This window comes from Streptomyces sp. NPDC111802, assembly GCF_055634335.1.
Map to the genome: position 1 here is coordinate 1 of NZ_JBVKCZ010000059.1, position 26,443 is coordinate 26,443.

The window sequence follows — 26,443 nt, forward strand, 5'->3', positions numbered from 1 at the left end:
GCTGGACTGGTACAACTACCACCGACCCCACACCGGCATCAGCGGCCACACCCCAGCCAGCCGCGTCACCAACCTGCCCGGACAACACACCTAGGGCCAGAGCAGTTCCCTCACCCAGCCCTCCTCCCCCGTCGCGCCCGTCTCTTCCGTACGGCGATAGAGCAGCCGTACATGCCGTCGGGCGGCGTCCCCCTGGAAGAACTCCACCTCCTCGGGGCGCAGGCGGTAGAGGGTCCAGGACGGGACCGGGGCGTCCGGTTCGCGCTGGGCCCGCTCCCAGGCCGACCGTGACTCCCGCGCCAACTCCTCCAGCGAGGAGAGCACCTCGCTCTGGCGGCCGGTCAGGGCCGCCGCCAGCGCGCCGGTCGAGCGGGCGTGCAGGTCGGCCTGGGAGTCGGCGGACGGGGCCGCCGTCACGGTGCCTCTCAGACGCACCTGGCGGCCCTGCGCCGGCCAGTAGAAGCCGAGGGCCGCGTGCGGGCGGGCGGCGAGTTGGCGGCCCTTGCGGCTGCCGGCGTGGGTCGCGAAGGACCAGCCGGAGGTGTCGGCGCCGTGCAGCATCACGGTCCGTACGTCCGGCAGGCCCTCCTCGTCCGCCGTGGCGAGGGACATCGTGTGCGGCTCGACCTGCCCGGCCGCGACGGCCTGCGCGAACCAGGTCGTGAAGAGGGCGAGCGGGTCGGCGGGTGCGGCCGCCGGGTCGAAGGAGGGCAGCTCCACGTCCCACACCCGCAGCGACCTCAGCAACTCATGAAGATCCGTTCCCATGCCCCGATTGTCACGTGCCGGGCCGGCTCACACCTGCCCGAGGTCCGAAGAGACCCACCGCTCGGGCCGCATATGGATGACCACCTGCTCGCCGTGGTTCTTCCAGGCGAAGTCGACATAGCCGTCGACCTTCTCGGCCGGGAGGTAGCGGGCCGAGATCTCCCGGAGCTGGTCGATCGTGGCGGGGGCCGTCTTGATGATCGGCCCCTCGACCGACACGTACCGGATCGTGGGATCCAGCTGGTCGACCATCAGGGAGAAGCGGCCCGCCGGCTGGATCAGCCGGTTCTTGCGGGAATCCAGCCCCGTCATGATCCATACGTCGCCACCGGGCTCGTACTGGTACCAGATCGGCACGGTCAGCGGAGCGCGCCCCGCGCCGGCGTCCACCGCGAGCGCGGCGACATGGGGTCGGGCCAGGAACTCTTCACGCTCTTCGCGGGTCAGGGCCATTGCCTGTGTCCTCTCGAACGGCTCGGCGATCGTCTCATTCCCTCGCCAGCACCAACGTCCCCGACGAGCAGAACCATCCCCCGGTCGCCGAAGCCACCCCCAGCCGAGGCAGCTCCCCCCGCCCGCCCCGCCCCCACACCTGACGCTCCCCGCCCTCCCCGCGCAACTGCCGTACCGCCTCCACGAGCAGAAGCAGCCCCCGCATCCCGGGATGCTGGGCGGAAAGGCCGCCCCCGTCCGTGTTCACCGGCAACTCCCCGCCCCGCACCAGCAGCCGCCCCTTCGCCACGAACCCCCCGCCCTCGCCCTTCCGGCAGAAGCCGAGGTCCTCCAGCGTCACTAGGGTCATATAGGTGAAGGCGTCGTAGATCTCCGCGAAGTCGATCTCCCGCGGCCGTACCCCGGCCCGCTCGAAGGCGAGCCGCCCGCTCACCGCCGCCGGGCCCGTGGTGAAGTCGGGCCACTCGGACATCGCGGAGTGCGAGACATGCTCCCCGGTGCCGAGGATCCACACCGGTGGCGTACGGCAGTCCCGTACGAGTTCCTCGGCGGCCAGCAGCACCGCCGCGCCGCCGTCGGAGCGGATGCAGCAGTGCAGCTTGGTGAAGGGGTCGGCGATCATCGGGCCGGACAGGACGTCGTCAACGGTGATCGGGTCCCGGAACATCGCCTCCGGGTTCAGGGCCGCGTTCGCCCGCGCCTGGACCGCCACCTCGGCCAGCTGCTCGATCGTCGTGCCGTACTCGATCATGTGCCGGCGGGCGGCCATGGCGTACTTGGCGATCAGCGTGTGGCCGTAGGGGACCTCGAACTGCAGCGGGCCGCGTGCCCCGAAGGACAGGTTCCCGGTCCGCCGGCCCGCCCTGATGTCCGCGCGGGCGGTCGAGCCGTAGACCAGCAGCACCGCCTTCGCGTGGCCGGCGGCTATCGCGTCCGCCGCGTGGGCCGCCATGACCTCCCAGGTGGCACCGCCGACGGAGGTGGAGTCGACCCAGGTGGGGCGCAGGCCCAGGTACTCGGCCACCTCCACGGGGGCCAGGGTGCCGAGACCGGCGGACGCGAAGCCGTCCACCACCTCCCGGCCCAGTCCCGCGTCGGCCAGTGCGCGGCGGGCCGCCTGGGCGTGCAGGGCGTACGGCGTGGCGTCGTCCACCCGGCCGCAGTCGGAGAGGGCCACTCCGACGACGGCGACTTTCCGGCTCCCGGGAGTCATGCGAGGCCTCCAACCTCTGTGCGTCCAACCCCTGTGCGTCCAACCCCTGTGCGTCCAACCTCTGGGCATCTCGTTGCGGCCCTCCTAATATGACGGACCGTCAGATCCGAGGGGAAGAGCCGGAGGGAAGAGCCCATGGACGCCAGCTTCACCCCCGAGCAGGACGAGATCCGCCGCGCCCTCCGCGAGCTGCTGCACAGCCGCTGCGGCCCCCGCGAACTGCGCACGGCCCTCGACACCCCCACCGGACACGACCCGGCCCTGTGGACCGCCCTCGCCGAACAGCTCGGCCTGCCCGGCCTCGACCTTCCCGAGGCATACGGCGGTGTCGGCTGCTCGGCGACCGAACTCGCCCTCGCCTGCGAGGAGACGGGACGGGTGCTGGCTCCCTCACCGCTGCTCGCCACCTGTGTCCTCGCCGCCCCGCTGATCGCCGCCCTCGGCACCGGGGCCCAGCGCGCCGAGGTGCTGCCCCGCCTCGCCTCCGGCACGCTCACCGCCACCCTCGCCGTCCCCGGGACCGCGCTCGCCACCGCCCTCCGCCTCACCGGCGCGGGCGGCGGCGAGTGGGCCGGGGGCGGGCGGGCCGGGGGTGTGCAGGCGCGGCGGGTGGACGGGGGCTGGCGGCTGTACGGGCAGGTCGACCAGGTGCTCGACGGGCACGGCGCGGGGCTGCTGGTGGTCGCCGCGCACGCCGGGGGGTTCGCGCGGTCGCGGACGCTGCTGTTCCTGGTGGCGGGAGACGCGGCCGGGGTCGTACGCATACGGCAGACCGCACTGGACGCCACCCGGCCGCAGGGGCGGATCCAACTGCGGGACGTGGCTGCGGAGTTGCTCGGAGAGGCGGACGGTGAGGACGTCCTCGCCGCCCTCGCAGCCGTCGGCGACACCGCCGCCGCCGTCCTCGCCTGCGAGGCCGTGGGGGCCGCCGACCGGGCGCTGGAGCGGACGGTGGAACACGTCGGGCAGCGGGAGCAGTTCGGGCGGGCGATCGGGTCCTTCCAGGCGGTGAAGCACCGGTTGGCGGACGTGTACGTGGCGGTGCAGGCGGCGCGCTCGGCCGCCTACTACGCGGCCTGGGCCGTCCCGCAAGGGGAACGCGTGGGCGGGCTCGCCCTCGCGCAGGCCCTGGAAGCGCTGCGCATCGCGTCCGCCGAGGGGATCCAGCTGCACGGCGGCATCGGTTTCACCTGGGAGCACGAGGCGCACCTGTACTTCAAGCGGGCCGCCGGCGACGAACTGCTCTTCGGGCCGGTCCACCGGCTCCGGGCGTACGCCGCCGACACCGCCCGGCTCTTCGACGCCCAGGAGGTGGCGGTGTGATCGGCGTGCGGCTCGTGCAGAAGGTGTCGTCGACTCGGGGCTTCGCCAAGGTCGCCCCCCATCTGATCCCGGCGCTCGACCGTGCCGTCCACCGGCTCAGCCGCGGGAAGGTGCTGCTCAGCGCCCAGATGCTGCCCGGCGTGATCCTGACCTCGACGGGCGCCCGCAGCGGGCTGCCCCGCCGCACGCCGCTCGCGTGCATGCCCGAGGACGGCGGCCGCTCCTGGATCCTCATCGGCTCCAACTTCGGCCGCCCCGGCCACCCGGCTTGGACCGCCAACCTGCTGGCCCACCCCGACGCCGAGGTCAGCTGGAAGGGCACCGACATCCCCGTCACGGCCAGGCTGCTGGAGGGCGAGGAGCGGGCGGCCACCTGGAAGACTGTGCTCCGGTTCTGGCCGCCGTACGCCACGTATCAGGCCCGGGTGGAGAGGGAGATCCGGCTCTTCAGGATCGTCCGCCGGGACGAGGACCTCGGACGGCAGTGACCGCTACAGCGTCGCCAGGCGCTGTACCAGCAGGAACGCGCCGATCCCCAGCATCGCCGCCCCCGAAGTGCGGGTGACCGCGCGCGCCGCCGCGGGGCGGGCGCCGAGGACCGCGCGGGCCCCGAGGCCCACCGTGAGATAGACGGCGGCGCAGCACGCCATGTGGAGCAGGCCGAGTACGGCGGTCTGGGCGGGGACCGGGATGTGGTCGCCCTTCATCAGCAGGAACTGCGGCAGCACGGACAGATAGAGCAGCAGGCCCTTGGGGTTCAGGCCGCTGATCGTGGCGCCTCGCAGGAAGGCCCGGGCCGGGCTCGTGGCCACCGTCTCCTCGGCCGCGCCCGGGGTGCCCGGCCGGCGCAGCACCCCCCACCCCAGCCAGACCAGATACGCGGCGCCGGCGGCCGTCAGCACGGTCAGCAGGCCCGGCTCGCTCGCCACCAGTACCGCAAGGCCCGCCACCGCGAGGACCGTGTGCAGCGCGTACCCGGCGACCAGGCCCGTCACCGCCATCACCGGCGAGCGCTCACGCAGGCCGGCGGAGATCGCGTACGCCCAGTCGGCGCCCGGTACGCAGACGAGCAGCAGGTCGATGGCGAGGAAGGAGAGGAGCAGTCCGGAGTCCATGGTGGGGACATTAGGCGGGAATGGCCCGAAAGTGTTGTCGAAGTTTGCTCATGATCGCGAGTTGTGAGCAAATATCTTCTTCATGGACGACGTGGACCGGAAGATTCTTGCCGAGCTGCAGCAGGACGGGCGGCTGACCGTGACCGAGCTGGCCGGGCGGGTGCGGCTGAGCGTCTCGCCGTGCCACCGGCGGCTGCGGGAGCTGGAGCGGTCGGGGGCGATCAGCGGCTACCGGGCGGTGGTGGAGCCGGCGGCGGTGGGGCTGACCTTCGAGGCGCTGGTCTTCGTGTCCATGCGGCAGGAGGACCGGGACACGGTCGCCGGGTTCGAGCGGGCGATCGCGGACATCCCCCACGTCCTGGACGCGCAACGGCTGTTCGGCGAGCCCGACTACCTGCTGCGGGTGGCCACCGCCGACCTCGCCGCCTTCCAACGGCTGTACGACGAGCGGCTGGCGACACTGCCGGGGGTGCAGCGGCTCACCTCGACGCTGGTGATGAAGCACGTCGTGAGAGATCGTCCGCTGCCCGCATAGCGCGGCAGGCGGCGGCCCACGTCGGGTGAGCCGCCGCCTGCCAGACAGGACTTGCTGAACCAGGGAGCTACTTCGTCGGCTTCTTGCCGGTCACACCCAGATGCACCAACAGGGCCAGGTTCGGCTTGAGTTCGGCCTGCTTGACGCCCCAGGTCTGGAAGCCCTTCTGGTGCGAGGCCACCGCCGCGAGCATGGCGACGATCGAACCCGCGACCGCGGCCGGGTTGACGTCCTTGTCGACCTTGCCCTTGGCCTGCAGCTGAGTGACCGCTTCCGCCAGGGAGTTGTTGACGGAGTTCAGGATCTTCATGCGGATCTTGTAGAACCGCTTGTCGCCCTCGGACGCGCCGAGGTCGACGACCCTGAGGATCGCGTCGTTCCTGCGCCAGAACTCCAGGAACCCGTCGACGAGTTCCTGCGCCGTCTGCCAGCCGGCCTTGCCGACCCAGCTGCGGCCCTCGACGAGCTCGGTCAAGGAGGCGCCCTCGGCGGCCATTTGCTCGGCGATCTCCAGGACGGCGCCCTCGACGTCCGGGAAGTACTGGTAGAAGGTCGCGGGCGAAGTGCCCGCCTTCCGGGCGACATCGATGACTTTGACGTCCCGGTACGGGGAGGAGCTGAGCATCTCGCTGAGGCAGTCGAGCAGCTTCTGCCGGGTCGCCTGCCCACGCCGACCCGCCACACGGCCGTCGACGGTACGCACTTGTCCTGTCATGCCGTCAGCTTACCGAGGCGTGATCGGGGCGCGATTCGGCCGACTGCAAATGGGGTGCTCGGGGATCGCGAGGCTGGTGTGCCTGGTCTGCGCGGTGCGGAAGACGCCGTTACTTTTGCCGCATGGCCGAAAACAGGGCATCCGTGAACGGAACGGGATACGCGGAGGGCGTTCCGTGCTGGGTGGACGCGCAGCTTTCCGATGTGGCGGCGGGCAAGCGGTTCTACGGCGAGCTCTTCGGATGGGACTTCGAGGAGGCGTACGACTCCACCGTATGGGCCCGCCTGGACGGTGATCGCGTCGCCGCGCTCGCCCGCAAGGCGGACGGGCGGCTGCCCTCCGTGTGGACGGTGTACTTCGCCACCCCGGACGCCTGGGCGCTGGGGGAGCGGATCCGCGGGGCGGGCGGGCAGGTGGTCATCCCGCCCGTGCAGATCGGAGCGGGACTGGGCGCAGCGGCGCTGGTCACCGACCCCGAGGGTGCCGTCTTCGCGCTCTGGCAGGCGGGCAGCCACCCGGGCTTCGGCCGACGGCACGAGACCGGCACCTTCGCCTGGGCGCAGCTGTACGCCCGGGACACCGAGGGCGCCAACGCCTTCTACGGCGAGCTCTTCCGGGACGCCCTGTTCGGGCCGGACGCCAAGCCCGACTTCGGCCGCGCGGGCGTCTCCGAGGTGTTCCCGGAGATGATGCCGCCCCATTTCGTCGTCCACTTCCGGGTGGCGGACTGCGAGGAGATCCTCGGCACGGTGACCCGGCTCGGCGGGCGGGTGCAGGTGCCGCCCTTCGAAACGTCGTACGGCAAGGTCGCCGTGGTGACCGACGATCAGGGGGCGTCCTTCGCGGTTCTGGAGCGCTGAGTGGAACCCAAGGAACGCTGACCACACTCTTACCTCCGGCGTCCCACTATGCGAACCGGCGCTTTCCGCGGCAGTGGGAGTGTGGTTTTGTCCCAAGACACCCCGTTCCGCCCCCGGGTTCGCAACCACGCCCTCGGACAGGAAGAATCGGGGTGCGTGCCGCCAAGGCGGTGCGGTGGTGAGACGCTGCACGGGGTCGCGTACATATCTGGATGACGGGGCCCGTACGGGGAGGTGGCAGGCAAGTGGTGGATCAGCTGACGCAGCACGATCCGCGCAGGATCGGGCCGTTCGAGGTGCTCGGACGGCTGGGTGCCGGCGGCATGGGGCTGGTCTATCTCGCGCGCTCGGCTTCGGGCCGGCGCGTGGCGATCAAGACCGTGCGTACGGAACTCGCCGAGGACCAGCTGTTCCGCGTCCGCTTCACGCGCGAGGTGGAGGCGGCCCGGGCGGTCTCCGGCTTCTACACGGCCGCGGTCGTCGACGCCGACCCGCGCGCCGCCGTGCCGTGGCTGGCCACCGCGTACGTCCCCGCGCCCTCCCTCGAGGAGATAGTGAACGAGTGCGGGCCGCTCCCGGCCCAGGCGGTGCGCTGGCTGGCGGCGGGTGTGGCGGAGGCCCTGCAGTCCATCCACGGCGCCGGTCTCGTGCACCGCGACCTGAAGCCGTCCAACGTGCTCGTGGTCGAGGACGGCCCCCGCGTCATCGACTTCGGTATCGCGTCCGGCGTGTCGAACACCCGTTTGACGATGACCAATGTCGCCGTCGGCACGCCCGCCTACATGTCCCCGGAGCAGGCGAAGGACTCCCGCAGCGTGACCGGCGCGAGCGATGTCTTCTCGCTCGGCTCGATGCTGGTGTTCGCCGCCACCGGACACCCCCCGTTCCACGGCGCCAACCCGGTCGAGACGGTCTTCATGCTGCTGCGTGAGGGCCCCGACCTCGAAGGCCTCCCGGACGAGCTGCGCCCGCTCATCGAGTCCTGTATGCAGATGGAGGCCACGGCCCGCCCCAACCCGGCCGACCTCCAGGCCCAGCTCGCCCCCCATCTCTTCGGCTCCGGCTCCGACGACAGCGGTACGGCGTCCGCGTGGCTGCCCGAGCGGGCCGTGGGCCTGATCGAGTCGCGCCGGGGCGGCCGTCCGGCGGCCAAGCCCTCGCCGTCCTCCGGCCGCAGCGGCGGCCGTGTCGCCGCGCCCGTGCCGCCTCCGCCCTCGCGCGACCCGGTGATCCCGCAGCCCGCGCCCGTCCCGGTCGGCGCCCCCGACACCGGCCCCGTCCGCCTGGCCGGCGCCGCGGTCCCGATCGGCCCCGGCCCCCGCGTCGCCGACGCCCGTGCCGCCGCCCTCCAGGCGCCCCCGCCGGAGGCCGGCCTGGTCGCCTCCTGGGCCAAGCCCCGCCCCGGCGTCAACGGCACCGACCCTGCCGTGGGCCCCGCCGTACCGGCGCCGCCGGCGCACCCCGAGCCCGCGGCCGGCTGGCGGCCCTGGCGCTTCCGTATGTCGAACGACGTCTGGGGCACCCCCTCCGTCGCCGACGACCTCGTCTACGTCACCTCCTTCGAGGTGCACGCGCTCGACGTGGCCACCGGGCGCCGCCGCTTCAAGACGCGGGACGTGGCCTGGTCGATGGCGGTCGCGGACGGCCGTATCCACGCCTCCGACGGCCCGACCCTGTTCGCCCTGGAGTGCCGCGAGGGCGCGGACCTGTGGCGGTTGCAGACGGACGCCTGGGTGTACTCCCTCAAGGCCGAGCGGGGCACGGTCATCACCGGCACGCGCGGCGGCGGCGTCCAGGCCTGGGAGGCCTCGAACGGGCAGAAGCTGTGGGAGATCACCGGGGCGCAGACCGACTTCGAGTCCCCGGAGGCCGGCCCGGCGCTCCACGACGGCACGGTGTACGTCTGGCAGGACGCCCGGCTGAAGGCCCTGGACGCCCGGACCGGCGACGAGCGCTGGTCGTATCCGATCGGCGACGCCGCCTCCTGCGGCGGGGTGCCGGTGCGGGTGGCGCAGGCGCACGACGGCCATGTGTACGTCTCCGCCGGGACGCGGGTGCTCGCGCTCGATGTGATGAGCGGTCATGTGCGCTGGCACTTCGAGGCCCCCGCGGTCTTCCTGTGCCCGCCGACCTTCGTACCGGGCCCCGCGGTGACCGGCGGTGGTGTGTATCTCGCCGACTACCTCGGCACGGTCTACGCCCTGGACGCCACCGACGGCCGCGACCGCTGGCGCATCGCCACCGAGTCGCGGTCCTCGATCGAGCCGGTGCTGGTGGCCGCGGGCCATGTGCACGTCGGCAGCGGCAAGGGTCTGTACACGCTGGACGCGGTCACCGGGACGCCGAAGTGGCGCTTCCAGGCCGGCGGTGACCTCGTGGGGGCCCCGGCGGTCGCGGAGGGCCGGATCCACTTCGGCTCCACCGACCACCTGCTGTACACCCTGAAGGCCGACGACGGCCGGCTCAGATGGAAGCTCGCCACCGGCGGCGAGATCACCGGCTCCCCGGTGGTGCGGGACGGGGTCGTGTACGCGTGCAGCAAGGACCGCTGTGTGTACGCGCTGGACGCGGAGAAGGGCACGGGCACGGCGCGCACCGCGTAGCGCTCCGCCGGCAGGGCGGTTGTGACGGCCGTCGTGCCGGGTCACGGAAGGGTTCCGGAACGGCGGCCGTCCCTGGCGAGCGGCTGTCTTCACCGCTCATACACGAGACGCTACGCCCGGTGAGCACCCCCCGCCACGCGGCCGCGGCTCACCGTGTCCTGAACCCGCGGCCCCGCGCCCGGAACAGCTCCTCCTGCCTCTCGCCCGACAGGTTCCCGAGCGCGATCAGGTGCGGCGCCTGCGCGAACGCCTGCGCCAGGGCCGCCTCCCTGGTCGCCCACAGCGCCCGTACGGTCCCCTGCACGCCCTTGGCCGGATACCCGGCGATCACCGTCGCACAGTCGACGGCGGCGGCCAACGCCGCACCGGGCTCGGTGACTTCGGAGACCAGCCCGATCTCATGGGCCCGCCGCGCCGACAGTCGCTCGGCGCTTCCCATCAGCGCCGTCCGCGCGGCCTCCCCGTACGGCATGCGCAGCGCCATCAGCATCGACTCGTAGGCGCTGACCATGCCGTAGGTGGTGTGCGGGTCGAAGAAGGCGGCGGTCGGGTCGGCGACGAGGAAGTCGGCCTCGCCCAGCAGATAGAAGGCGCCCCCGCAGGCCATTCCCGTCACGGCGGCGACGACCGGTTTCCACAGGTCGTTGGACTTCGGCCCGACCCGCAGCAGTGGATCGTCCGTCATGTAGGGCGAGTTGGGCTGCGGGACCACGGCGTCCCGGTCCAGCCCCGTGCAGAAGGCCCGCTCGCCGGCGCCGGTGAGGACGACGGCCCGTACGGCGTCGTCGAACCGCAGTTCCCGCCAGGCCGCGACGAGTTCGTCCCGCATCGTGAGGTCGATGGCGTTGAGGCGGTCGGGCCGGTCGAGGGTGACGACGGCTACGCCGGTGTCCTTGTCGGCCGTGACGTCGAGGCTCATGGGCGCTCCAGGACCCACCGGGGCAGCCCGGTGCCGCTGAAGACGGCCTGGACCTTGGCGCCGATGCGGATCCGGTCCGGGGGGAAGGAGTCGAGCGGCGCGTCGGGGCCGGTGACGAGATTGCCGACCAGGCGGATACGGGGCGCGTCGGTCAGTTCGACCACGACGACGTTGTACGGGGCCTGCTCCGCGTAGTCGGCGAGGAGCGGCGGATGGGGGACGACGTACGACCAGATACGGCCGGATCCGCCGACCCGCCGCCACTCGCTCGCGAAGGACTGGCAGTGCGGGCAGCAGGGGCGGGGCGGGAAGCGCACTTCGCCACAGCCGGCGCAGGCCTGGACGCGCAGTTCGCCCCGGGCGGCGTACTGCCAGAAGGGGGCGCCGTCGGGGTCGGTGACGGGGGAGAGCATCCTTCGATCAACTCCTCAGGAGCAGCGCGGAGGTGGGGACGCCTTCACCGGCGGTGACGAGGCAGGTGGCGGCGCCGGGGACCTGGGCGGTGCTGGTGCCGCGGAGCTGCTTGACGCCCTCGTTGATGAGGTTGAAGCCGTGGACGTAGGCCTCGCTGAGCCCGCCGCCCCCGGTGTTGAGGGGCAGCCGCCCCCCGATCTCCAGGGCGCCCCCCTCGGTGAACGCCCCTCCCTCGCCCCTTCCGCAGAAGCCGTAGCCCTCCAGCGAGAGCGGTATCAGTGCCGTGAACGCGTCGTAGATCTGGGCGACATCCACATCCTGTGGAGTGAAGTCGGCGTGCTTCCACAGATGCCGGGCCGCGGTCCAGGCGGGGCCGGTGAGCGGGTCGTCGTTCCAGTAGTTGACCATGCCGTGGTGCTGGGCGGGCAGGCCCTGGGCGGCGGAGTGGACGTAGGCGGGGGTGTGACGGCAGTCGCGGGCGCGTTCCCTGCTGACGATGACGCACGCCAACGCCCCGTCCGTCTCCAGGCAGTTGTCGAAGAGGCAGAGCGGCTCGCTGATCCACCGGGAGGTCATGTACATCTCGCGGGTCAGCGGCCGGTCGTACATGATCGCGTCCGGGTTCTGGTTGGCCCGGTTCCGGCAGGCGAGGGCGACGTTGAACAGGTGATCGCGCGTCGCGCCGTACTCGTGCATATAGCGGCGGGCGAGCATCGCGATCTCGTCGACGGGGCGCAGCAGGCCGTACGGCCGGGTCCACTGGGCGGGCGTGGGCAGCTGGGCCGTGGTGTTGCGCCAGGGCCGGGGCCCGCTGCCGCGCTTGCGGGAGCGCCAGGCGACGCCGACCGACGCCTGCCCGGTGGCGATGGCGGCGGCGAGGTGCGCGACGGTGGCGCACGAACCGCCGCCGCCGTACCCGACCTTGCTGAAGAAGGTGAGGTCACCGAGGCCGACCGCCTTCGCCAGCTCCACCTCGTCGGTCTCCTCCATGGTGTAGGAGGCGAGGGCGTCGACCTCTCCGGGTGCGATACCGGCGTCGTCGAGGGCGGCGAGGACGGCCCGGCACGCGAGGGTCCTCTCGTCCTCGGGGAGGTGCTTGGCGAAGGGGGTCTGTCCGATGCCGACGATGGCGGTGGCGTCCTTGAGTCCGGCCATGTGCGCACCTCCGCATGATGAAGCGGCTGCTGACAGAGCGTCAGGCTACAGCTAATCTGACGGACAGTCAGCTAGCGGTCTGGAGGCTGTTGTGCGCGGTGACTTGGAGTGGGGCAGCATTCCGGAACTCGTCCGCTCCGCGGCCGAGCGGTACCCGGACGTCGAGGCGGTGGTGGAGGGGCGCACCAGGATCTCGTACGCCGACCTGGGCGCCCGCGTCGAGCGTTCGGCGGCGGCCTGCGTGGCCAACGGGATCGCGCCGGGCGACCGGGTCGCCATCTGGGCCCCGAACACCCTGGACTGGATCGTCGCGGCGCTGGGGGCGGTGTCGGCGGGGGCGGTGCTGGTGCCGCTGAACACGCGCTTCAAGGGCGGGGAGGCGGCCGATGTGCTGCGCCGGAGCGGGGCGCGGCTGCTGTTCGTGACGGGCACGTTCCTGGGGACGTCGTATGTCGCGTCGCTGCGGCGGGCGGTCGCGGAGGGTCCGGCGCTGCCCGAGCTGGAGCAGGTGGTGGTGCTGTCGGACGACGCCCCGGCCGACTTCCGTACCTGGAAGGACTTCCTGGCGAGCGGGGACGGGGTGGCCGAGGCCGAGGTGCGGGCCCGGGCCGAGGCGGTGGCCGGGTCCTGGCCGTCGGACATCGTCTTCACCTCCGGTACGACGGGCCGCCCGAAGGGCGCGGTGATCACCCACGCGCAGACGCTGCGGGCGTACGAGGTGTGGAGCGACCTGGCGGGTCTGCGCCAGGGCGACCGCTACCTCATCGTGAACCCCTTCTTCCACACCTTCGGCTACAAGGCCGGGGTGATCGCCTGTCTGATGCGGGGCGCGACGATGATCCCCCAGCCGGTGTTCAACGTGCACACGGCCCTCGCGAACATCGCATCCGAACGGGTCTCGGTGCTGCCGGGCCCCCCGACCCTGCACCAGTCGCTGCTGGACCACCCGGCGCGGGACGCCTACGACCTCTCGGCGCTGCGGCTGGTGGTGACCGGGGCGGCGGTCGTGCCCCTGCGGCTGGTGGAGCGCCTGCGCGGGGAACTGGGCGTGGAGACGGTCCTGACGGCGTACGGCCTCTCGGAGGCCAGCGGCATCGTGACGATGTGCCGGCGCGGCGACGACCCGTCGGTCATCGCCTCGACGTCGGGCCGCGCGATACCTGGCACGGAGGTGCGCGTCGAGGCACCGGTCGGCGAACCCGGCGAGGTCCTGGTCCGCGGCTTCAACGTCATGCGGGGCTACTACGAGGACGAGACGGCCACCGCCGAGGTGCTGACGGAGCGGGGGTGGCTGCGGACCGGCGACGTCGGGGTGCTGGACGAAGCGGGCAACCTGCGCATCACCGACCGCATCAAGGACATGTTCATCGTCGGCGGCTTCAACGCGTACCCGGCCGAGATAGAGCAGATGTTGGGGCTGCACCCGGATGTCGCGGACGTCGCGGTGATCGGCGTACCCGATCCGCGGCTGGGGGAGGCCGGGAAGGCGTTCGTGGTCCGTCGGCCGGGAGCGGTGCTGACCGGGGACGACCTGATCGCGTGGGCGCGGCGGGAGATGGCGAACTACAAGGTGCCGCGGGCGGTGGAGTTCGTGGGGGAGCTGCCGCGGAACGCCAGTGGGAAGGTGGTCAAGGGGGAGCTGCGCGGAAGGAGTTGACGAGTCGGCCGGGCGTCCGGGGAGGGGCGTCAGGAGGCGGCGCCGACGCGCTGCGGGCCGTGACGGGGCCGCTTCAGCTGGGTCGGGACGGGGGCGAGGGCGGCGCCCCGGCCGTTGCGCCAGGTGGCCGGGGCCTCGGCCATGACCACCGCGAGGGCGAACCAGAGCAGGGCGTCGATGCGGTCCAGGTTGGCCGGGTGGTCCATCATGCTCATCAGGAAGAAGCCGGTGAGGGCTGCCAGACCGACCGTTCCGATCACCGACTTCGCGCGGGCCGCGCGGGCCGCGCAGGACACGCCGATCACGGCTGTGGCGGTGATGGCGAGGAGCCCGAGCGGGCCGGCCTCCACCAGCCAGTTCAGCCACAGGTTGTGGGCGTGGACGAAGGTCCGTTCGCCGGGCGCGGCGGCGGATATGACGACGCCGGAGCGGCCGAGTCCGACGCCCAGCGGGTTGTCGGCGGCCAGTTGGAGCGCGGCCTCCCAGGCCTGACCCCGCACACCCAGGGAGTTCCCGGCCCGGGACACGGCCCAGATGGCGCCGGCCGCGCCGAGCAGGGCGACGGCGCCGAGGACCGTGAACAGCCGGCGTTGCGCGCGGTCGGCGATCCTGGGCGCCAGCCAGTAGGCGCCGCCGAGGACGAGGAGCCCCGCGGCGGCGGCGACATAGCCGGCGCGGGAGAAGGTGGTCAGCAGGGCGCCGTATCCGATCACCACGAGCACGACGATCGCCGTACGGGCCGTGCGCTCGTCGACACACACGGCGGCGAGCAGCGCGAACGGCAGGAGCAGCACCAGGAAGGCGGCCAGCAGGTTCGGGTTGGAGAAGGTGCCGGTGGCGCGGATCAGGATGCCGTCGCCGCCCGCGTCGCAGGCGATGTCGGTGAGCAGGCCGGTGCGGCAGAAGCCGGTCGGGGTCTCATTGGTCACCTGGGAGAACGCGCTGGTGGCGGCCGCCGCGACACCGGTCAGCGCGAGGAGGCCGATCGCCCGCCATGACTCGGGCTGGGTGCGGCGCAGGCCGACCACGAGGTAGTAGCAGGCGATGACGGTCAGCAGGCCGCGCAGCGGAGCGGTGGGGTGCCCGCCGCGGTACGTCGCCGCGGCCGACACGGCGACCAGCAGCCCGACGGGCAGGTCCAGCCGAGTCCGGAAGTCCCGCAGCCGCGCCCGTGGCCGTCCGCGAACGGGGACGACGAGGGCGACGATCCCGAGCAGCAGGGCGAGCCGCGTCGGCGTCAGGATCCCCGCGAGCGGGTCGTCGGGGAAGAAGTCCGTGGCGGAGTCCAGCAGCACGACGGCCGCCGCGCCCAGCGGAACGAACTGAACGAACTGAACGAACTTGACGAGCGCCGACGGCTGTCCGGCGCCCGCCGCCGCGCTCTGCTCGGATGCCATGACACCCGAGCGTGGCGGTCGGGTACGACGGCCGGGTGTCGGAAGGGGGAACGGCGCGCAGAGGATGCGGGGACGCGGCATGGCGCACCGCGGACCGTACACCGGCCGGAAGCCCCCGGACACACCTCGGCCGCGGCGACTCCCCTCCGGGCCGCCGCGGCCGATCCCCGTGTGGGTGAGGCCTACTTGTCGTTCAGGTCCAGGACCGCCGGACCGGCAGGCATGGCGTTGTTGAGCGTGGTGATCTGCTCGTCCTTGGTGGCGGGCCCGCTGGGCATGGCGTTGTTGAGCGTGGTGATCTGCTCGTCCTCGGTGGCGGGCTCGCCGGGCATGGCGTTGTTGTCCGGAGAGACCGTGGGGTCCTGCTTCTTGTCGCTCATGGGCTCGTGTTCCTCTTCTTGTCGATGAGTGAGAACGCCCGTCCGGAAACTCCCCCGCGGGTTGCCGGACGGGCGTTCGGAGCCGCACAGTAATCGGTCGGGCTCCGGGTCCGACCGTCTGCCCCCCGACGCGACGGTCCGACGGGTATGAGACTGTCAGGCGGAGATAAACGAACGCTGAACGCCGACAACCCGCTGGTCAGGACCCAAGTCGTCAGAGACCTGAGCCCTATGCGGCAGCGGCCGAGGTGAGCAGCGCGCGCACCTCGTCGGCCTCCGCGGCGCCGTTCTGCTCGTACAGGTTGAGCGCCTCACGCCAGCACGCCTGCGCCCGGTCCGCCTGACCGAGTGCGGCGAGCGAACGCCCCAGCAGAGTCAGCACGTTGCCCTGCATCCGGTCACCGCCGATGCAGCCCAGCGCCAGCGCCTGTTCGGCGTGCTGGGCGGCCTGCGCCGGGCGCCGGTCGGCCGCGTGCACCTCGGCGATGCGGAAGTGCGTGACGCCCTCCCAGAGCCTTTGCCGATGGTCGTTGAAGATGCCGAGGGCGTCGGAGAACCTGCTGAGCGCCTCGCTGTAACGGCCCGCGCGGGTCAGGGCGACGCCCAGCGCGAAGTGACCGTTGGCCAGGCGCACCGTCCGGCCGATCTCGGTGTGCACGTCGAGCCCGTGCTGCGCCATCTCCACGGCCTTCGCGATGTTGCCCATGCCCAGGTGGGCCCGTGACAGATTGCCGAGGACGGTGGCCTCGAAGGGCCGGTTCCCCGCTGCGCGCAGGCCTTCGAGCGCCTGGTCGAAGAAGACCTTTCCCTCGGCGAACCGGCTCTCGTGCAGGCAGATCAGTCCCCGGTTGTTGGCCACCCAGCTGACGGCGGTGGCGTCCTGCGCGCTCCCCGCGAGCTCCATGGCGACGCGGGCCTCCCGCTCGGCCGGCTGGATCCGCCCGGAGACCAGCAGCACATCGCTGAGCACCGTACGCGCCCTGCCCTCCGCCCGTTCGTGGCCGACGGCCCGGGTCGCCTCGCAGGTCGCCCTCGCCGTCATCTCGTACTGATGGGAGTTGGCCCCGGACTCCGTCAGGTCCTTCGCCGCCCAGAGCAGATCCACGGCCCGCCGCAGCCGCTCCGTCCCCGCCGCCTGCCGTACGCAGGCCAGCAGTTGCCCGGCCTCCGTGTACAGCCAGTCGAGGGCCGCCGTCCCCTCGGTGAAGCGCAGCCCTGGATAGCGGGTGGGTTCCAGGTCGTCGGTCAGCCGGTCCCCGGGGTGCTCGATCGCGTACACCTGAGCGGTCGTGGCCAGATAGAAGTCCAGCAACCGCGACAACGCCGCGTCCCGCTCGCTCGGCGGCCACTCGTCCCGTTCCGCGCACGCACGCGCGTAGAGTCGCACCAGATCGTGGTACCGGTAGCGGCCGGGTGCCGCCGACTCCAGCAGTGAGGTGTCCACGAGGGCCTCCAGCAGGTCCTCCGTGTCCTCCGCCGGGAGGTCCAGCACCGCGGCGGCGGCGGCCAGGGAGATGTCCGGGCCGTCGGCCAGCCCCAGCAGCCGGAACGCGCGTGCCTGGGCCGGGTCCAGGGCGCCGTACCCCAGCTCGAAGGTCGCCTTCACCGCGAGGTCCCCGGCCTGGAGTTCGTCCAGCCGGCGCCGCTCGTCCGCGAGCTTGGCCGCCAGTACCGACACCGTCCAGGTGCGGCGGGCCGCCAGCCGGGACGCCGCGATGCGGATCGCCAACGGCAGGAAGCCGCACGCCGCGACGACGTCCAGCGCGGCATCCCGCTCGGACGCCACCCGCTCCTCGCCCACGATCTTCGTGAACAGGGCGAGCGCCTCGTCCGGGGACATCACGTCCAGGTCCACGAGATGGGCACCCGCGAGGTCCACCATCCGCACCCGGGACGTCACCAGCGCCGCGCAGCCGTCCGTGCCCGGCAGCAGCGGCCGTACCTGGGCCGCGTCCTTGGCGTTGTCCAGCAGGACCAGCACCCGGCGGCCGTCCAGCAGCGAGCGGTACAGCGCCGCCCGCTCCTGCAGCGAGTCCGGGATCGCCGAGTCCGCCGTGCCCAGGGCGCGGAGAAACGAGCCCAGTACCGTCTCCGGCTCCGCCGCTCTCTGGCCCGCGCCCTGGAGGTCGACGTAGAGCTGTCCGTCGGGGAAGGCCGCGCGGGCCTGGTGCGCCACATGCACCGCGAGCGTCGTCTTGCCGACGCCGCCGATGCCGGCCAGCGCCGACACGGCCATCACCCGGCCCTCGTTCCCGGAGGCGGACGCCAGTACCTCGCTCAGCTCGCGCACGAAGGCCGACCGCCCGGTGAAGTCCGGGACGGTGGCGGGGAGCTGGGCCGGACGCACCGGGGCCGCGGCCGGTTCGGCCACCGGAGCCGACGGTTCCGCGAGACCCGGGTCCGCCCGCAGGATCCGCTGCTGGAGCTCCCGCAGACCCGGCCTCGGGTCCACGCCCAGCTCGTCCGCGAGCAGCCGCCGCGTGTCCGCGTACACAGCGAGCGCCTCCGCCTGCCGGCCGCTGCGGTACAGCGCCAGCATCAGCAGCTCCCGCAGCCGCTCACGCAGCGGGTGCTCCGCCGTCAGCGCCGTCAGCTCCGAGACGGCCTCGGCGTGGCAGCCCTGCTCCAGGTCCATGTCCAGGCGGGATTCGAGGAGTTGGAGGCGCCATTCCTCCAGGCGGACCCGCTGGGCCTCCGCGTACGGCCCCGGAACCCCCGCCAGCACCTCGCCGTCCCACAGCGTCAGCGCCCGCCCCAGCACCTCCCGCGCATGGCACAGATCCCCGGCGCCCCGGGCCTTCTCCGCCTCCGTCGCCAGCTCCTGCGCCACCGCCAGATCCAGCGCGCCCTCGGCCAGGCCCCGCACCGCGTAGCCGCCCGACTCGCTCACCAGGACCCCGGCGTCCAGCACCTTCCGCAGCCGGGAGGCATACGTCCGTACCGCCGCCAGCGCCTGCGAAGGCGGCTCCTCGCCCCACAGGGCGTCGATCAGCTCCGCCGCGGTCGCCGTACGGCCCTCGCGCAGCAGCAGGGCCGCGAGCAGGGCGCGTTGCTGGGGGGAGCCGGTGGCCAGCTGTTCCTCGCCGCGCCAGGCGCGCACCGGGCCGAGCACACTGAAGCGCAGCGCCCCCGCCTGCTCCGCCGTGTCTGCCGAGGAGCCGGGACGCCTCTGCTCCGGCACTCGCGGTACCCCGTCCATCGCAGTCCCCCTAGGACCTGTTTACATCCCCGCCAGTTTGCCTTGTTCATGGCAGATGCGTCAGCTGTGGAGAGGGTGATCACAGCTGGGCGCGCGGGATATCACAAGGCCCTCACGCGCTCTTCGCACTGCGCTGGTCGCTCCACCGCCAATCCACCGCCGCCCCCACATAGCTGACGGACCGTCAGATCGGCGCTACCGTGAGCGCCATGGACACCGAGACGACGTTTCCCCTGATCATCTCCGTCGACGACCACACGGTGGAGCCGCCCACCGTGTGGCAGGACCGGCTTCCGAAGAAGTACCGGGACATCGGTCCGCGGATCGTCCGCGCGCCGCTGAAGGAGATGACCTTCCTGGGCGGGCGGTTCAAGCCCGTCATGGGCCGGCCGGGCGAGGGCGGGCCGGTCGGCGACTGGTGGGTGTACGAGGACCTGCAACGTCCCCTCACCCGGCTCGACACCGCCGTCGGCTACAGCAGGGACGAGATCAAGCTGGAGGTCATCACCTACGAGCAGATGCGCCCGGGTTCCTACGACGTCCCCGCGCGCCTCGCCGACATGGACGTCAACCACGTCCAGTCCGCGCTCTGCTTCCCGACCTTTCCCCGCTTCTGCGGCCAGACCTTCACCGAGGCGCGGGACCACGAGCTGGGCCTGCTGTGCGTCCAGGCCTACAACGACTGGATGGTGGAGCAGTGGTGCGGCCCGGACGCGCGGGGCCGGCTGATCCCCCTCACCCTCATCCCGCTCTGGGACGCCGAGCTGGCCGCCGCCGAGGTCCGCCGCAACGCCGCACGGGGCGTGCGCGCCGTCGCCTTCTCCGAGATACCCCCGCACCTCGGGCTGCCCTCCGTCCACACCGACGACTGGGACCCGTTCCTCGCCGCCTGCGACGAGACCGGCACGGTCGTCGCCATGCACATCGGCTCCTCCAGCCGGATGCCCTCCACCTCCGCCGACGCCCCGCCCGCCGTCGGCTCCACCATCACCTTCGCCAACTGCTGCTTCTCGATGGTCGACTGGCTGATGAGCGGCAAGTTCGAGCGCTTCCCGAACCTCAAGGTCATGTACGCGGAAGGCCAGATCGGCTGGATCCCGTACATCCTGGAGCGCGCGGACGTGGTGTGGGAGGAGAACCGGGGCTGGGGCGGGGTCGCCGACAAGGTGCACCGGCCGCCGTCCGAGCTGTTCGCCGACCATGTCTACGGCTGCTTCTTCGACGACGCCTTCGGTCTGCGCAACCTCGACTCCATCGGCGTCGGCAACGTCCTCTACGAGACCGACTACCCCCACTCCGACTCGACCTGGCCGAAGTCCCGCGAGGTCGGCGAGGCGCAGATGGGGCACCTGGATGCCGACGTCGTCGACCGGATCGTACGGCGCAACGCGATCGAGCTGCTGGGGCTCACGGACGACGGGCTGTGGCCGGGCGGCGGTGCCCGGTGAGCCTTAGGTGCGGCATCCAGCTCCCCGTCCAGTCGCAGAGCACGATCTACGCCGAACCCTGGGAGGCCGCCGCCGGCCCGGAGGACCTGGTGGCCGTGGCCCGCGCCGCGGACCGCGCCGGGTTCGCGTACCTCGCGAGCTGTGACCACGTCGCCATCCCACGCCGCCTGGCCGCCGCGATGAGCACGGTCTGGTACGACCCCGTCGCCACGCTCGCCTTCCTCGCGGCCGCCACCGAGCGCATACGCCTGCTCAGCCATGTGGCGGTGGTGGGCCTGCGGCACCCCCTCCTGACCGCCAAGCAGTACGCCACCCTCGATCACCTCAGCGGAGGCCGGCTGATCCTCGGGGTCGGGGCCGGGCACGTACGGGAGGAGTTCGAGGCGCTGGGGGTCGACTTCGAGCGGCGCGGATCCGTGCTGGACGAGTCGATCGACGCCCTGCGCGCCGCCCTCGGGCCCGAGGAGTTCCCCGAACACCACGGCAAGCTCTACGACTTCGAGGGCCTGGGCCAGCTGCCACGGCCCGCCCAGGAGCGCGTCCCGGTCTGGGTCGGCGGCTCGTCCCCGGCCGCCGTGCGCCGGGCCGCGCTCAAGGGCGACGGGTGGCTGCCGCAGGGCGACCCGCGCGAGCGGCTGCCCGGGCAGATCGCGCGGATACGGCGGCTGCGGCAGGAAGCGGGCATCGAGGGGCCGTACGTCATGGGCGCCATTGTCGAGCCCCTGTACGTCGGCACACCCGCCTGGGACGTCGGCCGCCGGACGGTCACCGGGCCGCCGGACGCCCTCGCCGAGTCCCTGCGGGCGTACCGCGCGATGGGGGTGGACCAGATCCAGGTGCGGTTCCGCAGCCGTGCCCGCGGTGAACTCACCGACCAGATAGCGGCGTTCGGGGCGGAGGTGCGGCCCCTGCTGTAGAGGAAGGTGAGGCACGTATCTGACGATCTGTCAGATAGGGCGCTACGATGCGGACTCCATCGTGTCCACCGTGTGAAGGGGGCCGTAATGGGCAAGCTGGACGGACGGACGGTCATCGTCACGGGTGCCGCGCGCGGACAGGGCGAGCAGGAGGCGCGGCTGTTCGTGGCCGAAGGGGCGCGCGTTGTCGTGGCCGATGTGCTCGACGAGCAGGGCGAGGCGCTGGCGAAGGAGCTGGGGGCGCTGTACGTCCACCTGGACGTCGGCGAGGAGGACGACTGGCGCGCGGCGGTCACCGCCACCAAGAAGGCGTACGGCCGTATCGACGGGCTCGTCGGCAACGCCGGCATCCTGCGTTTCAACTCCCTCGTCGACACGCCTCTCGACGAGTTCATGCAGGTCGTGCGGGTCAACCAGGTCGGCTGCTTCCTCGGCATCAAGACCGTGGCGCCCGAGATGGAGGACGGCGGCACGATCGTCAACACCGCCTCCTACACGGCCGTGACGGGCATGGCGGCCGTGGGCACGTATGCCGCGACCAAGCACGCCATCCTCGGCCTGACCCGCGTCGCCTCGCTGGAGCTCGCGCCCCGGGGCATCCGGGTCAACGCGATGTGCCCCGGCGCGATCGACACCGCCATGTCCAACCCGGCGCGGCTGGACCCGCACGCGGACGCGGGGGAGATGAGCCGGGCCCTGGACGAGCTGTACCGCAAGCTCGTGCCGCTGGGGCGGATCGGGCGCCCCGAGGAGGTGGCGCGGCTCGCGCTGTTCCTGACCTCGGACGACTCCTCGTACATCACCGGGCAGCCGTTCGTGATCGACGGCGGCTGGCTGGCCGGGGTGAGCGTCATCTGACGTGCCGTCAGCTATTGACGGTGCAAGTGAGGGGTGCCACAGTCGGCGGCAAGTGAATCTGACGGTACGTCAGAAAATGCGTCAGAAGATGCGTCGGAAAACCAACTGGGGACGGTGAACCTCCTTGGAATTCGGGCTCTTTGTACAGGGATATGTGGGCAAGCGTGCCGAGACCGACCCGCTCGCCGAGCACAAGGCGCTGATGGAGGAGACCGAGTACGTCATCCAGGCGGACAAGTCCGGCTTCAAGTACGCGTGGGCCTCCGAGCACCACTTCCTGGAGGAGTACTCGCACCTCTCCGCGAACGACGTCTTCCTGGGGTACCTGGCCCACGCCACCGAGCGGATCCACCTGGGCTCCGGGATCTTCAACCCGCTCGCCCAGGTCAACCACCCGGTGAAGGTCGCCGAGAAGGTGGCCATGCTCGACCATCTCAGCGGCAACCGCTTCGAGTTCGGCAGCGGACGCGGTGCCGGGTCGCACGAGATCCTCGGCTTCCTCCCCGGGATCACCGACATGAACTACACGAAGGAGATCTGGGAGGAGACGATCGCCGAGTTCCCGAAGATGTGGCTGCAGGACGAGTACGTGGGCTTCCAGGGCAAGCACTGGCAGCTGCCGCCGCGGAAGGTCCTGCCGAAGCCGTACGGGAAGTCGCACCCCGCGATGTGGTACGCCGCCGGGTCGCCGCCCTCGTACGCGATGGCCGCGAAGAAGGGGCTCGGAGTGCTCGGCTTCAGCATCCAGAAGGTCTCCGACATGGAGTGGGTGCTCGAGCAGTACAAGACGGCGATCGTGAACGCCGAGCCGATCGGTGACTTCGTCAACGACAACGTCATGGTGACGACCACGGCGATCTGCGCGCCGACGCACGCCGAGGCCATCGACATCGCCCTGCACGGCGGGCTGCACTATCTGCCGTCGCTGGTGTTCCGGTACCACGACACGTTCCCGCGGCCCGAGGGGTTCCCGGTGTGGCCGGAGACGCTGCCCGAGTACACCGCGGAGTTCGTCGAGCTCCTGATCGAGGAGGAGCTCGTGATCTGCGGGGATCCGGACGAGGTGCTGCGGCAGTGCAAGCGGTGGGAGCAGGCCGGGGCCGATCAGTTGAGCTTCGGGTTGCCGGTGGGGGTGCCGAAGGAGGAGACGTTGCAGACGATCCGGTTGATCGGGGAGCACGTCATTCCCAAGATCGACACGGATCCCGTTCATCGGACTTCCCGGTTCCGGGCTGCCGCGTAGGCGCCCCTGAGGTATCTCCACTCGCCCGGAGCCCAAGGAGGCAAGGCTCATGCTCGATCACGTCATCAAAGGCGCGGCCGTCGTCGACGGGACGGGCGCGCCCGCCTACACCGCTGATGTGGGTGTACGGGGCGGTCGTATCGCGGCCATAGGCCGGATCGCCGAGGAGGCCCGCACGACCGAGGACGCTTCCGGGCTCGTCCTCGCCCCCGGTTTCGTCGATCCCCACACCCACTACGACGCCCAGCTCTTCTGGGATCCGTACGCGACCCCGTCCCTCAACCACGGGGTGACCACGGTCGCCGGCGGCAACTGCGGGTTCACCCTGGCCCCGTTGAACCCGGCCCGGCCCGACGACGCCGACTACACGCGCCGCATGATGTCCAAGGTCGAGGGCATGTCGCTGGTCGCGTTGGAGGAAGGGGCGCCCTGGAGCTGGAACTCCTTCGGTGAGTATCTGGACGCCCTCGAAGGGCGGATCGCCGTCAACGCCGGGTTCATGGTGGGGCATTGTGCGCTCAGGCGCTATGTCATGGGCCCCGACGCGGTCGGCGGGCGGCCCACCGACGAGCAGCTCTCCGCCATGCTCCGCCTCGCCCACGACGCGATGGACGCCGGCGCCTGGGGGTTCTCCACCACCCAGTCGTCCACCCACTCCGACGGGGACGGGAAGCCCGTGGCGTCCCGGCATGCCGAGCCCGCCGAGCTGCTCGCGCTGTCGAAGGCCGTCGGGGAGCACGAGGGGACGCAGATCGAGGCGATCGTCGCCGGCTGTCTGGATCAGTTCAGCGATGCCGAGATCGACCTGTTCGTCGAGATGAGCGCCGCCGCCGGGCGGCCCCTGAACTGGAACGTGCTGACCATCGACTCGGCCGTGCCGGAGCGGGTGCCCAGGCAGTTGCTGGCGAGTGAGCGGGCGCGCAAGGCAGGCGGTCGGGTCGTGGCGCTGACCATGCCGATCCTGACGCCGATGAACATGTCACTGGGCACCTTCTGCGCGCTGAACCTGATCCCCGGCTGGGGGCCGGTCCTGGGGCTGCCGGTGCCCGAGCGGATCGCCCGGCTGCGCGATCCCGACGTGCGGGCCGAGCTGCTGCGGCACGCCGGGTCCAAGGAGGCGGGCGTCTTCCGGCGGCTGATCAACTTCGGGCGGTACGTCATCGGCGACACCTACAGCGAGGCGAACCGAGGCCTGAGCGGACGGGTCGTGGAGGACATCGCGCGCGAGCGCGGCCAGGAACCCTTCCAGTGCCTGGTCGAGATCTGCGCCGCCGACGAGTTGCGTACGGTCCTTTGGCCCATGCCCACCGACAACGACCCCGCCTCCTGGGCCCTGCGTGCCGAGGCCTGGCAGCACGAGGACGTCATGCTGGGCGGCTCGGACGCGGGGGCGCATCTGGACCGGATGTGCGGGGCGCCGTACACGACCCGGTTCCTCGGGGACTGTCTGCGCGGGCGCAGGCTCGCGAGCCTGGAGCAGGCCGTCAAGATGCTGACGGACGACCCCGCGCGGCTCTTCGGGCTGCGCGAACGCGGCCGGATCCAGGAGGGCTTCCATGCGGACCTGGTGCTCTTCGACCCGGAGCGGATCGACGCCGGCACGGCCACCCTGGTGCACGACCTGCCGGGTGACAGTCCGCGCCTGGACTCCAGGGCGATCGGAGTGCGGGCCGTGTGGGTCAACGGGGTCGAGGCGATCAGGGACGACGTGGTGACCGGGGCCGTGCCGGGGCGGGTGCTGCGCTCGGGACGGGACACCAGGACGGTGGCCACCAGGTGAGCCTCGAAGGCGCTGATCGGCAGCGGTTGTTCGTGGGGGGCTCGTGGGTGGAGCCGGACGACGGCCATTACGACGTCATCGATCCGGCCACCGAGGAGACCGTCGGCCGGGCTCCCGAGGCCTCGCGGGATCAGGTGCAAGCGGCCTGTGCCGCGGCCCGCGAGGCCTTCGGGCCGTGGTCGCGTACGACGCCGGAGGAGCGGGCGGCCGTGCTGGCGCGGGCGGCGGACTTCATCCACGCCCACCTGGTGCCGTACGCCGAACTCGCCCAGGCCGAGACCGGGGCGACCACGGGCACGGCCCGGGGCATGCAGGTCGGCGTCGGGGCGGCCCGGTTCCGGCGCTACGCGCGCGTGGAGCCCGCCGAGTGGGCGATCCCTCCGCAGATCAACGAGGCCGGTGGGGGCACCTCCCACGCCCTTAAGGCAGTGGGGGCGGGGAGGGCCGGCGTGATGGGCGCGCTGGCCGTACGGCAGCCCGTCGGGGTGGTCACCTGCATCACGTCGTACAACAACCCGTGGGCCAACCCGGCGGGCAAGATCGCTCCCGCGCTGGCCACGGGCAACACCGTGGTGGTGAAGCCCGCCCCGCAGGATCCGCTGTCCGTCTACCGGATGGCGGAGGCGCTGGAGGCGGCGGGGGCGCCCGCCGGGGTGGTCAACGTGGTCTCCGGGCGCTCGGCGGAGGTGGGCGAGGCGGCCGTGTCGTCCCCGGACGTCGACATGGTGAGCTTCACCGGGTCCACGGCCGTCGGGCAGCGCATCGCCGAGACGTGCGGGCGGGACATGAAACGGCAGTTGATGGAGCTCGGCGGGAAGGGGGCGGCGGTCGTCTTCGACGACGCGGACCTCGGGTCGGCGGTGGCCGGGATCGGGACGACGTTCTCCTTCTACAGCGGGCAGATCTGCACCGCACCGACGCGGGTGCTGGCCCAGCGGGGCGTGTACGACCGGCTGGTCGAGCAACTGGCCGCGTACGCACGCCGGTTGCCGGTCGGCGATCCGCGCGAGGCGGCCACGGTCGTCGGGCCGGTGATCTCGGCGGAGCACCGGGAGCGGGTGGAGTCGTACGTGGAGACGGGCCGCAAGGAAGGCGCGGTCGTGGTGGCCGGGGGCGAACGGCCGCCGTACGAGCGGGGTTTCTACGTCGCGCCGACGCTGCTCGCGGACTGCACCAACGACATGCGGGTCGCCCGGGAGGAGATCTTCGGGCCGGTCGTCTCCGTGATCCCCTTCGACGACGAGGAGGAGGGCGTCGCCCTCGCCAACGACACGGACTACGGCCTGATCGACTACGTCTGGTCCGGTGACATCGCCCGCGCCTTCCGGGTCGCCCGGCGACTGCGGGCCGGGGGAGTGGGCGTGAACACCGTCGGGCGCAACATGGAGGCGCCGTTCGGCGGGTTCAAGAGGAGCGGGGTGGGGCGGGACGTCGGGTCGTACGCCCTGCACGCGTACAGCGAGGTGCAGGCGATCGTGTGGCCGGGGTGAG

23 protein-coding genes are annotated in these 26,443 nt (G+C 72.0%); 12 read left to right on the forward strand and 11 right to left on the reverse strand.

Annotated features, from left to right (window positions below; genetic code table 11):
• Nucleotides 1-90 precede the first annotated feature (90 nt).
• Genes ACZ7NC_RS39570 through ACZ7NC_RS39580 form a run of 3 tightly spaced genes read right to left on the reverse strand, consistent with a single transcriptional unit; the run spans nt 91 to nt 2,434 of the window.
• Nucleotides 91-768 carry a pyridoxine/pyridoxamine 5'-phosphate oxidase gene (locus tag ACZ7NC_RS39570; protein ID WP_471496068.1) on the reverse strand — a complete coding sequence of 226 codons (678 nt, stop codon included), beginning with the start codon at nt 766-768 and terminating at the stop codon, nt 91-93.
• 27 nt (nt 769-795) lie between these two features.
• The gene (locus ACZ7NC_RS39575) at nt 796-1,221 is read right to left on the reverse strand and encodes a pyridoxamine 5'-phosphate oxidase family protein (protein WP_471496070.1); all 426 of its coding nucleotides are present in this window, start codon (nt 1,219-1,221) and stop codon (nt 796-798) included.
• A 34-nt stretch (nt 1,222-1,255) separates the two neighbouring features.
• Nucleotides 1,256-2,434: a thiolase C-terminal domain-containing protein gene (locus ACZ7NC_RS39580; protein ID WP_471496072.1), complete on the reverse strand. Its 1,179-nt coding sequence runs from the start codon at nt 2,432-2,434 to the stop codon at nt 1,256-1,258.
• A 135-nt stretch (nt 2,435-2,569) separates the two neighbouring features.
• Between ACZ7NC_RS39580 and ACZ7NC_RS39585 the strand changes: the two genes are divergently transcribed.
• The gene (locus ACZ7NC_RS39585) at nt 2,570-3,757 is read left to right on the forward strand and encodes an acyl-CoA dehydrogenase family protein (protein ID WP_471496074.1); all 1,188 of its coding nucleotides are present in this window, start codon (nt 2,570-2,572) and stop codon (nt 3,755-3,757) included.
• The gene (locus ACZ7NC_RS39590; RefSeq protein WP_471496076.1) at nt 3,754-4,245 is read left to right on the forward strand and encodes a nitroreductase family deazaflavin-dependent oxidoreductase; all 492 of its coding nucleotides are present in this window, start codon (nt 3,754-3,756) and stop codon (nt 4,243-4,245) included. The genes ACZ7NC_RS39585 and ACZ7NC_RS39590 overlap by 4 nt, the downstream gene beginning before the upstream one ends.
• A gap of 3 nt (nt 4,246-4,248) precedes the next feature.
• On the opposite strand, the gene ACZ7NC_RS39595 is transcribed toward ACZ7NC_RS39590, so the two are convergent.
• Nucleotides 4,249-4,872 carry a LysE family translocator gene (locus ACZ7NC_RS39595; RefSeq protein ID WP_471496078.1) on the reverse strand — a complete coding sequence of 208 codons (624 nt, stop codon included), beginning with the start codon at nt 4,870-4,872 and terminating at the stop codon, nt 4,249-4,251.
• Nucleotides 4,873-4,954: 82 nt separating this feature from the next.
• On the opposite strand from ACZ7NC_RS39595, the gene ACZ7NC_RS39600 reads away from it, so the two are divergent.
• Nucleotides 4,955-5,407, forward strand: a complete 453-nt coding sequence (locus tag ACZ7NC_RS39600; protein ID WP_383238485.1) for an Lrp/AsnC family transcriptional regulator — start codon at nt 4,955-4,957, stop codon at nt 5,405-5,407.
• A 67-nt stretch (nt 5,408-5,474) separates the two neighbouring features.
• Here ACZ7NC_RS39600 and ACZ7NC_RS39605 read toward each other — a convergent pair whose 3' ends face one another.
• Nucleotides 5,475-6,122, reverse strand: coding sequence for a TetR family transcriptional regulator (locus ACZ7NC_RS39605; RefSeq protein WP_471496080.1), 648 nt, complete (start codon nt 6,120-6,122; stop codon nt 5,475-5,477).
• A gap of 122 nt (nt 6,123-6,244) precedes the next feature.
• Here ACZ7NC_RS39605 and kbpA point away from each other — a divergent pair, with 122 nt between their 5' ends.
• Both kbpA and afsK read left to right on the forward strand, forming a co-directional pair.
• On the forward strand, nt 6,245-6,982 hold the full coding sequence (gene kbpA / locus ACZ7NC_RS39610) for an AfsK-binding protein KbpA (RefSeq protein ID WP_471496082.1): 738 nt from the start codon (nt 6,245-6,247) through the stop codon (nt 6,980-6,982).
• A 245-nt stretch (nt 6,983-7,227) separates the two neighbouring features.
• Nucleotides 7,228-9,585, forward strand: coding sequence for a protein serine/threonine kinase AfsK (gene afsK, locus ACZ7NC_RS39615; RefSeq protein ID WP_471496084.1), 2,358 nt, complete (start codon nt 7,228-7,230; stop codon nt 9,583-9,585).
• A gap of 148 nt (nt 9,586-9,733) precedes the next feature.
• Here afsK and ACZ7NC_RS39620 read toward each other — a convergent pair whose 3' ends face one another.
• Genes ACZ7NC_RS39620 through ACZ7NC_RS39630 form a run of 3 tightly spaced genes read right to left on the reverse strand, consistent with a single transcriptional unit; the run spans nt 9,734 to nt 12,073 of the window.
• Nucleotides 9,734-10,504 carry an enoyl-CoA hydratase/isomerase family protein gene (locus ACZ7NC_RS39620; RefSeq protein ID WP_471496086.1) on the reverse strand — a complete coding sequence of 257 codons (771 nt, stop codon included), beginning with the start codon at nt 10,502-10,504 and terminating at the stop codon, nt 9,734-9,736.
• Entirely contained in the window at nt 10,501-10,917 is a 417-nt protein-coding gene (locus tag ACZ7NC_RS39625; protein WP_471496088.1) for a Zn-ribbon domain-containing OB-fold protein, read from the reverse strand. Before ACZ7NC_RS39625 ends, ACZ7NC_RS39620 begins: the two co-directional genes overlap by 4 nt.
• A gap of 7 nt (nt 10,918-10,924) precedes the next feature.
• The gene (locus tag ACZ7NC_RS39630; RefSeq protein WP_471496090.1) at nt 10,925-12,073 is read right to left on the reverse strand and encodes a lipid-transfer protein; all 1,149 of its coding nucleotides are present in this window, start codon (nt 12,071-12,073) and stop codon (nt 10,925-10,927) included.
• A 91-nt stretch (nt 12,074-12,164) separates the two neighbouring features.
• On the opposite strand from ACZ7NC_RS39630, the gene ACZ7NC_RS39635 reads away from it, so the two are divergent.
• Nucleotides 12,165-13,730, forward strand: coding sequence for a FadD3 family acyl-CoA ligase (locus ACZ7NC_RS39635; RefSeq protein WP_471496093.1), 1,566 nt, complete (start codon nt 12,165-12,167; stop codon nt 13,728-13,730).
• A 29-nt stretch (nt 13,731-13,759) separates the two neighbouring features.
• Here the strand turns inward: ACZ7NC_RS39635 and ACZ7NC_RS39640 are convergent, their stop codons facing one another.
• The 3 genes from ACZ7NC_RS39640 to afsR all read right to left on the reverse strand — a co-directional run bounded on the left by ACZ7NC_RS39640 (nt 13,760) and on the right by afsR (nt 18,706).
• Nucleotides 13,760-15,127 (reverse strand): O-antigen ligase family protein, encoded by a 1,368-nt coding sequence (locus tag ACZ7NC_RS39640; protein ID WP_471496095.1) that lies wholly within the window; start codon nt 15,125-15,127, stop codon nt 13,760-13,762.
• Nucleotides 15,128-15,309: 182 nt separating this feature from the next.
• The gene (gene afsS, locus ACZ7NC_RS39645; protein ID WP_471496097.1) at nt 15,310-15,507 is read right to left on the reverse strand and encodes a regulatory protein AfsS; all 198 of its coding nucleotides are present in this window, start codon (nt 15,505-15,507) and stop codon (nt 15,310-15,312) included.
• Nucleotides 15,508-15,736: 229 nt separating this feature from the next.
• Entirely contained in the window at nt 15,737-18,706 is a 2,970-nt protein-coding gene (gene afsR / locus ACZ7NC_RS39650; protein WP_471496100.1) for an SARP-family global regulator AfsR, read from the reverse strand.
• Nucleotides 18,707-18,915: 209 nt separating this feature from the next.
• Between afsR and ACZ7NC_RS39655 the strand changes: the two genes are divergently transcribed.
• The 6 genes from ACZ7NC_RS39655 to ACZ7NC_RS39680 all read left to right on the forward strand — a co-directional run bounded on the left by ACZ7NC_RS39655 (nt 18,916) and on the right by ACZ7NC_RS39680 (nt 26,442).
• On the forward strand, nt 18,916-20,154 hold the full coding sequence (locus tag ACZ7NC_RS39655; RefSeq protein ID WP_471496102.1) for an amidohydrolase family protein: 1,239 nt from the start codon (nt 18,916-18,918) through the stop codon (nt 20,152-20,154).
• Complete coding sequence (locus tag ACZ7NC_RS39660; RefSeq protein WP_471496104.1) at nt 20,151-21,071, forward strand: TIGR03619 family F420-dependent LLM class oxidoreductase; 921 nt, start codon at nt 20,151-20,153, stop codon at nt 21,069-21,071. The genes ACZ7NC_RS39655 and ACZ7NC_RS39660 overlap by 4 nt, the downstream gene beginning before the upstream one ends.
• Before the next feature lie 87 nt (nt 21,072-21,158).
• The gene (locus tag ACZ7NC_RS39665; protein WP_471496106.1) at nt 21,159-21,929 is read left to right on the forward strand and encodes an SDR family NAD(P)-dependent oxidoreductase; all 771 of its coding nucleotides are present in this window, start codon (nt 21,159-21,161) and stop codon (nt 21,927-21,929) included.
• 124 nt (nt 21,930-22,053) lie between these two features.
• Complete coding sequence (locus tag ACZ7NC_RS39670; protein ID WP_471496108.1) at nt 22,054-23,172, forward strand: LLM class flavin-dependent oxidoreductase; 1,119 nt, start codon at nt 22,054-22,056, stop codon at nt 23,170-23,172.
• A 49-nt stretch (nt 23,173-23,221) separates the two neighbouring features.
• Nucleotides 23,222-24,952 carry an N-acyl-D-amino-acid deacylase family protein gene (locus ACZ7NC_RS39675; protein WP_471496110.1) on the forward strand — a complete coding sequence of 577 codons (1,731 nt, stop codon included), beginning with the start codon at nt 23,222-23,224 and terminating at the stop codon, nt 24,950-24,952.
• Complete coding sequence (locus tag ACZ7NC_RS39680) at nt 24,949-26,442, forward strand: aldehyde dehydrogenase family protein (protein WP_471496112.1); 1,494 nt, start codon at nt 24,949-24,951, stop codon at nt 26,440-26,442. Before ACZ7NC_RS39675 ends, ACZ7NC_RS39680 begins: the two co-directional genes overlap by 4 nt.
• Nucleotide 26,443 lies beyond the last annotated feature (1 nt).

What these genes read in the sequence shown, in the direction of transcription:
- afsR (WP_471496100.1), bottom strand. Translation starts at nt 18,706, where the DNA reads ATGGACGGGGTACCGCGAGTGCCGGAGCAGAGGCGTCCCGGCTCCTCG.
- ACZ7NC_RS39655 (WP_471496102.1), top strand. Translation starts at nt 18,916, where the DNA reads ATGGACACCGAGACGACGTTTCCCCTGATCATCTCCGTCGACGACCAC.
- ACZ7NC_RS39640 (WP_471496095.1), bottom strand. Translation starts at nt 15,127, where the DNA reads ATGGCATCCGAGCAGAGCGCGGCGGCGGGCGCCGGACAGCCGTCGGCG.
- afsS (WP_471496097.1), bottom strand. Translation starts at nt 15,507, where the DNA reads ATGAGCGACAAGAAGCAGGACCCCACGGTCTCTCCGGACAACAACGCC.
- ACZ7NC_RS39630 (WP_471496090.1), bottom strand. Translation starts at nt 12,073, where the DNA reads ATGGCCGGACTCAAGGACGCCACCGCCATCGTCGGCATCGGACAGACC.
- ACZ7NC_RS39595 (WP_471496078.1), bottom strand. Translation starts at nt 4,872, where the DNA reads ATGGACTCCGGACTGCTCCTCTCCTTCCTCGCCATCGACCTGCTGCTC.
- ACZ7NC_RS39665 (WP_471496106.1), top strand. Translation starts at nt 21,159, where the DNA reads ATGGGCAAGCTGGACGGACGGACGGTCATCGTCACGGGTGCCGCGCGC.
- ACZ7NC_RS39585 (WP_471496074.1), top strand. Translation starts at nt 2,570, where the DNA reads ATGGACGCCAGCTTCACCCCCGAGCAGGACGAGATCCGCCGCGCCCTC.
- ACZ7NC_RS39575 (WP_471496070.1), bottom strand. Translation starts at nt 1,221, where the DNA reads ATGGCCCTGACCCGCGAAGAGCGTGAAGAGTTCCTGGCCCGACCCCAT.
- kbpA (WP_471496082.1), top strand. Translation starts at nt 6,245, where the DNA reads ATGGCCGAAAACAGGGCATCCGTGAACGGAACGGGATACGCGGAGGGC.
- ACZ7NC_RS39620 (WP_471496086.1), bottom strand. Translation starts at nt 10,504, where the DNA reads ATGAGCCTCGACGTCACGGCCGACAAGGACACCGGCGTAGCCGTCGTC.
- ACZ7NC_RS39605 (WP_471496080.1), bottom strand. Translation starts at nt 6,122, where the DNA reads ATGACAGGACAAGTGCGTACCGTCGACGGCCGTGTGGCGGGTCGGCGT.
- ACZ7NC_RS39625 (WP_471496088.1), bottom strand. Translation starts at nt 10,917, where the DNA reads ATGCTCTCCCCCGTCACCGACCCCGACGGCGCCCCCTTCTGGCAGTAC.
- ACZ7NC_RS39600 (WP_383238485.1), top strand. Translation starts at nt 4,955, where the DNA reads ATGGACGACGTGGACCGGAAGATTCTTGCCGAGCTGCAGCAGGACGGG.
- ACZ7NC_RS39675 (WP_471496110.1), top strand. Translation starts at nt 23,222, where the DNA reads ATGCTCGATCACGTCATCAAAGGCGCGGCCGTCGTCGACGGGACGGGC.
- ACZ7NC_RS39580 (WP_471496072.1), bottom strand. Translation starts at nt 2,434, where the DNA reads ATGACTCCCGGGAGCCGGAAAGTCGCCGTCGTCGGAGTGGCCCTCTCC.
- ACZ7NC_RS39570 (WP_471496068.1), bottom strand. Translation starts at nt 768, where the DNA reads ATGGGAACGGATCTTCATGAGTTGCTGAGGTCGCTGCGGGTGTGGGAC.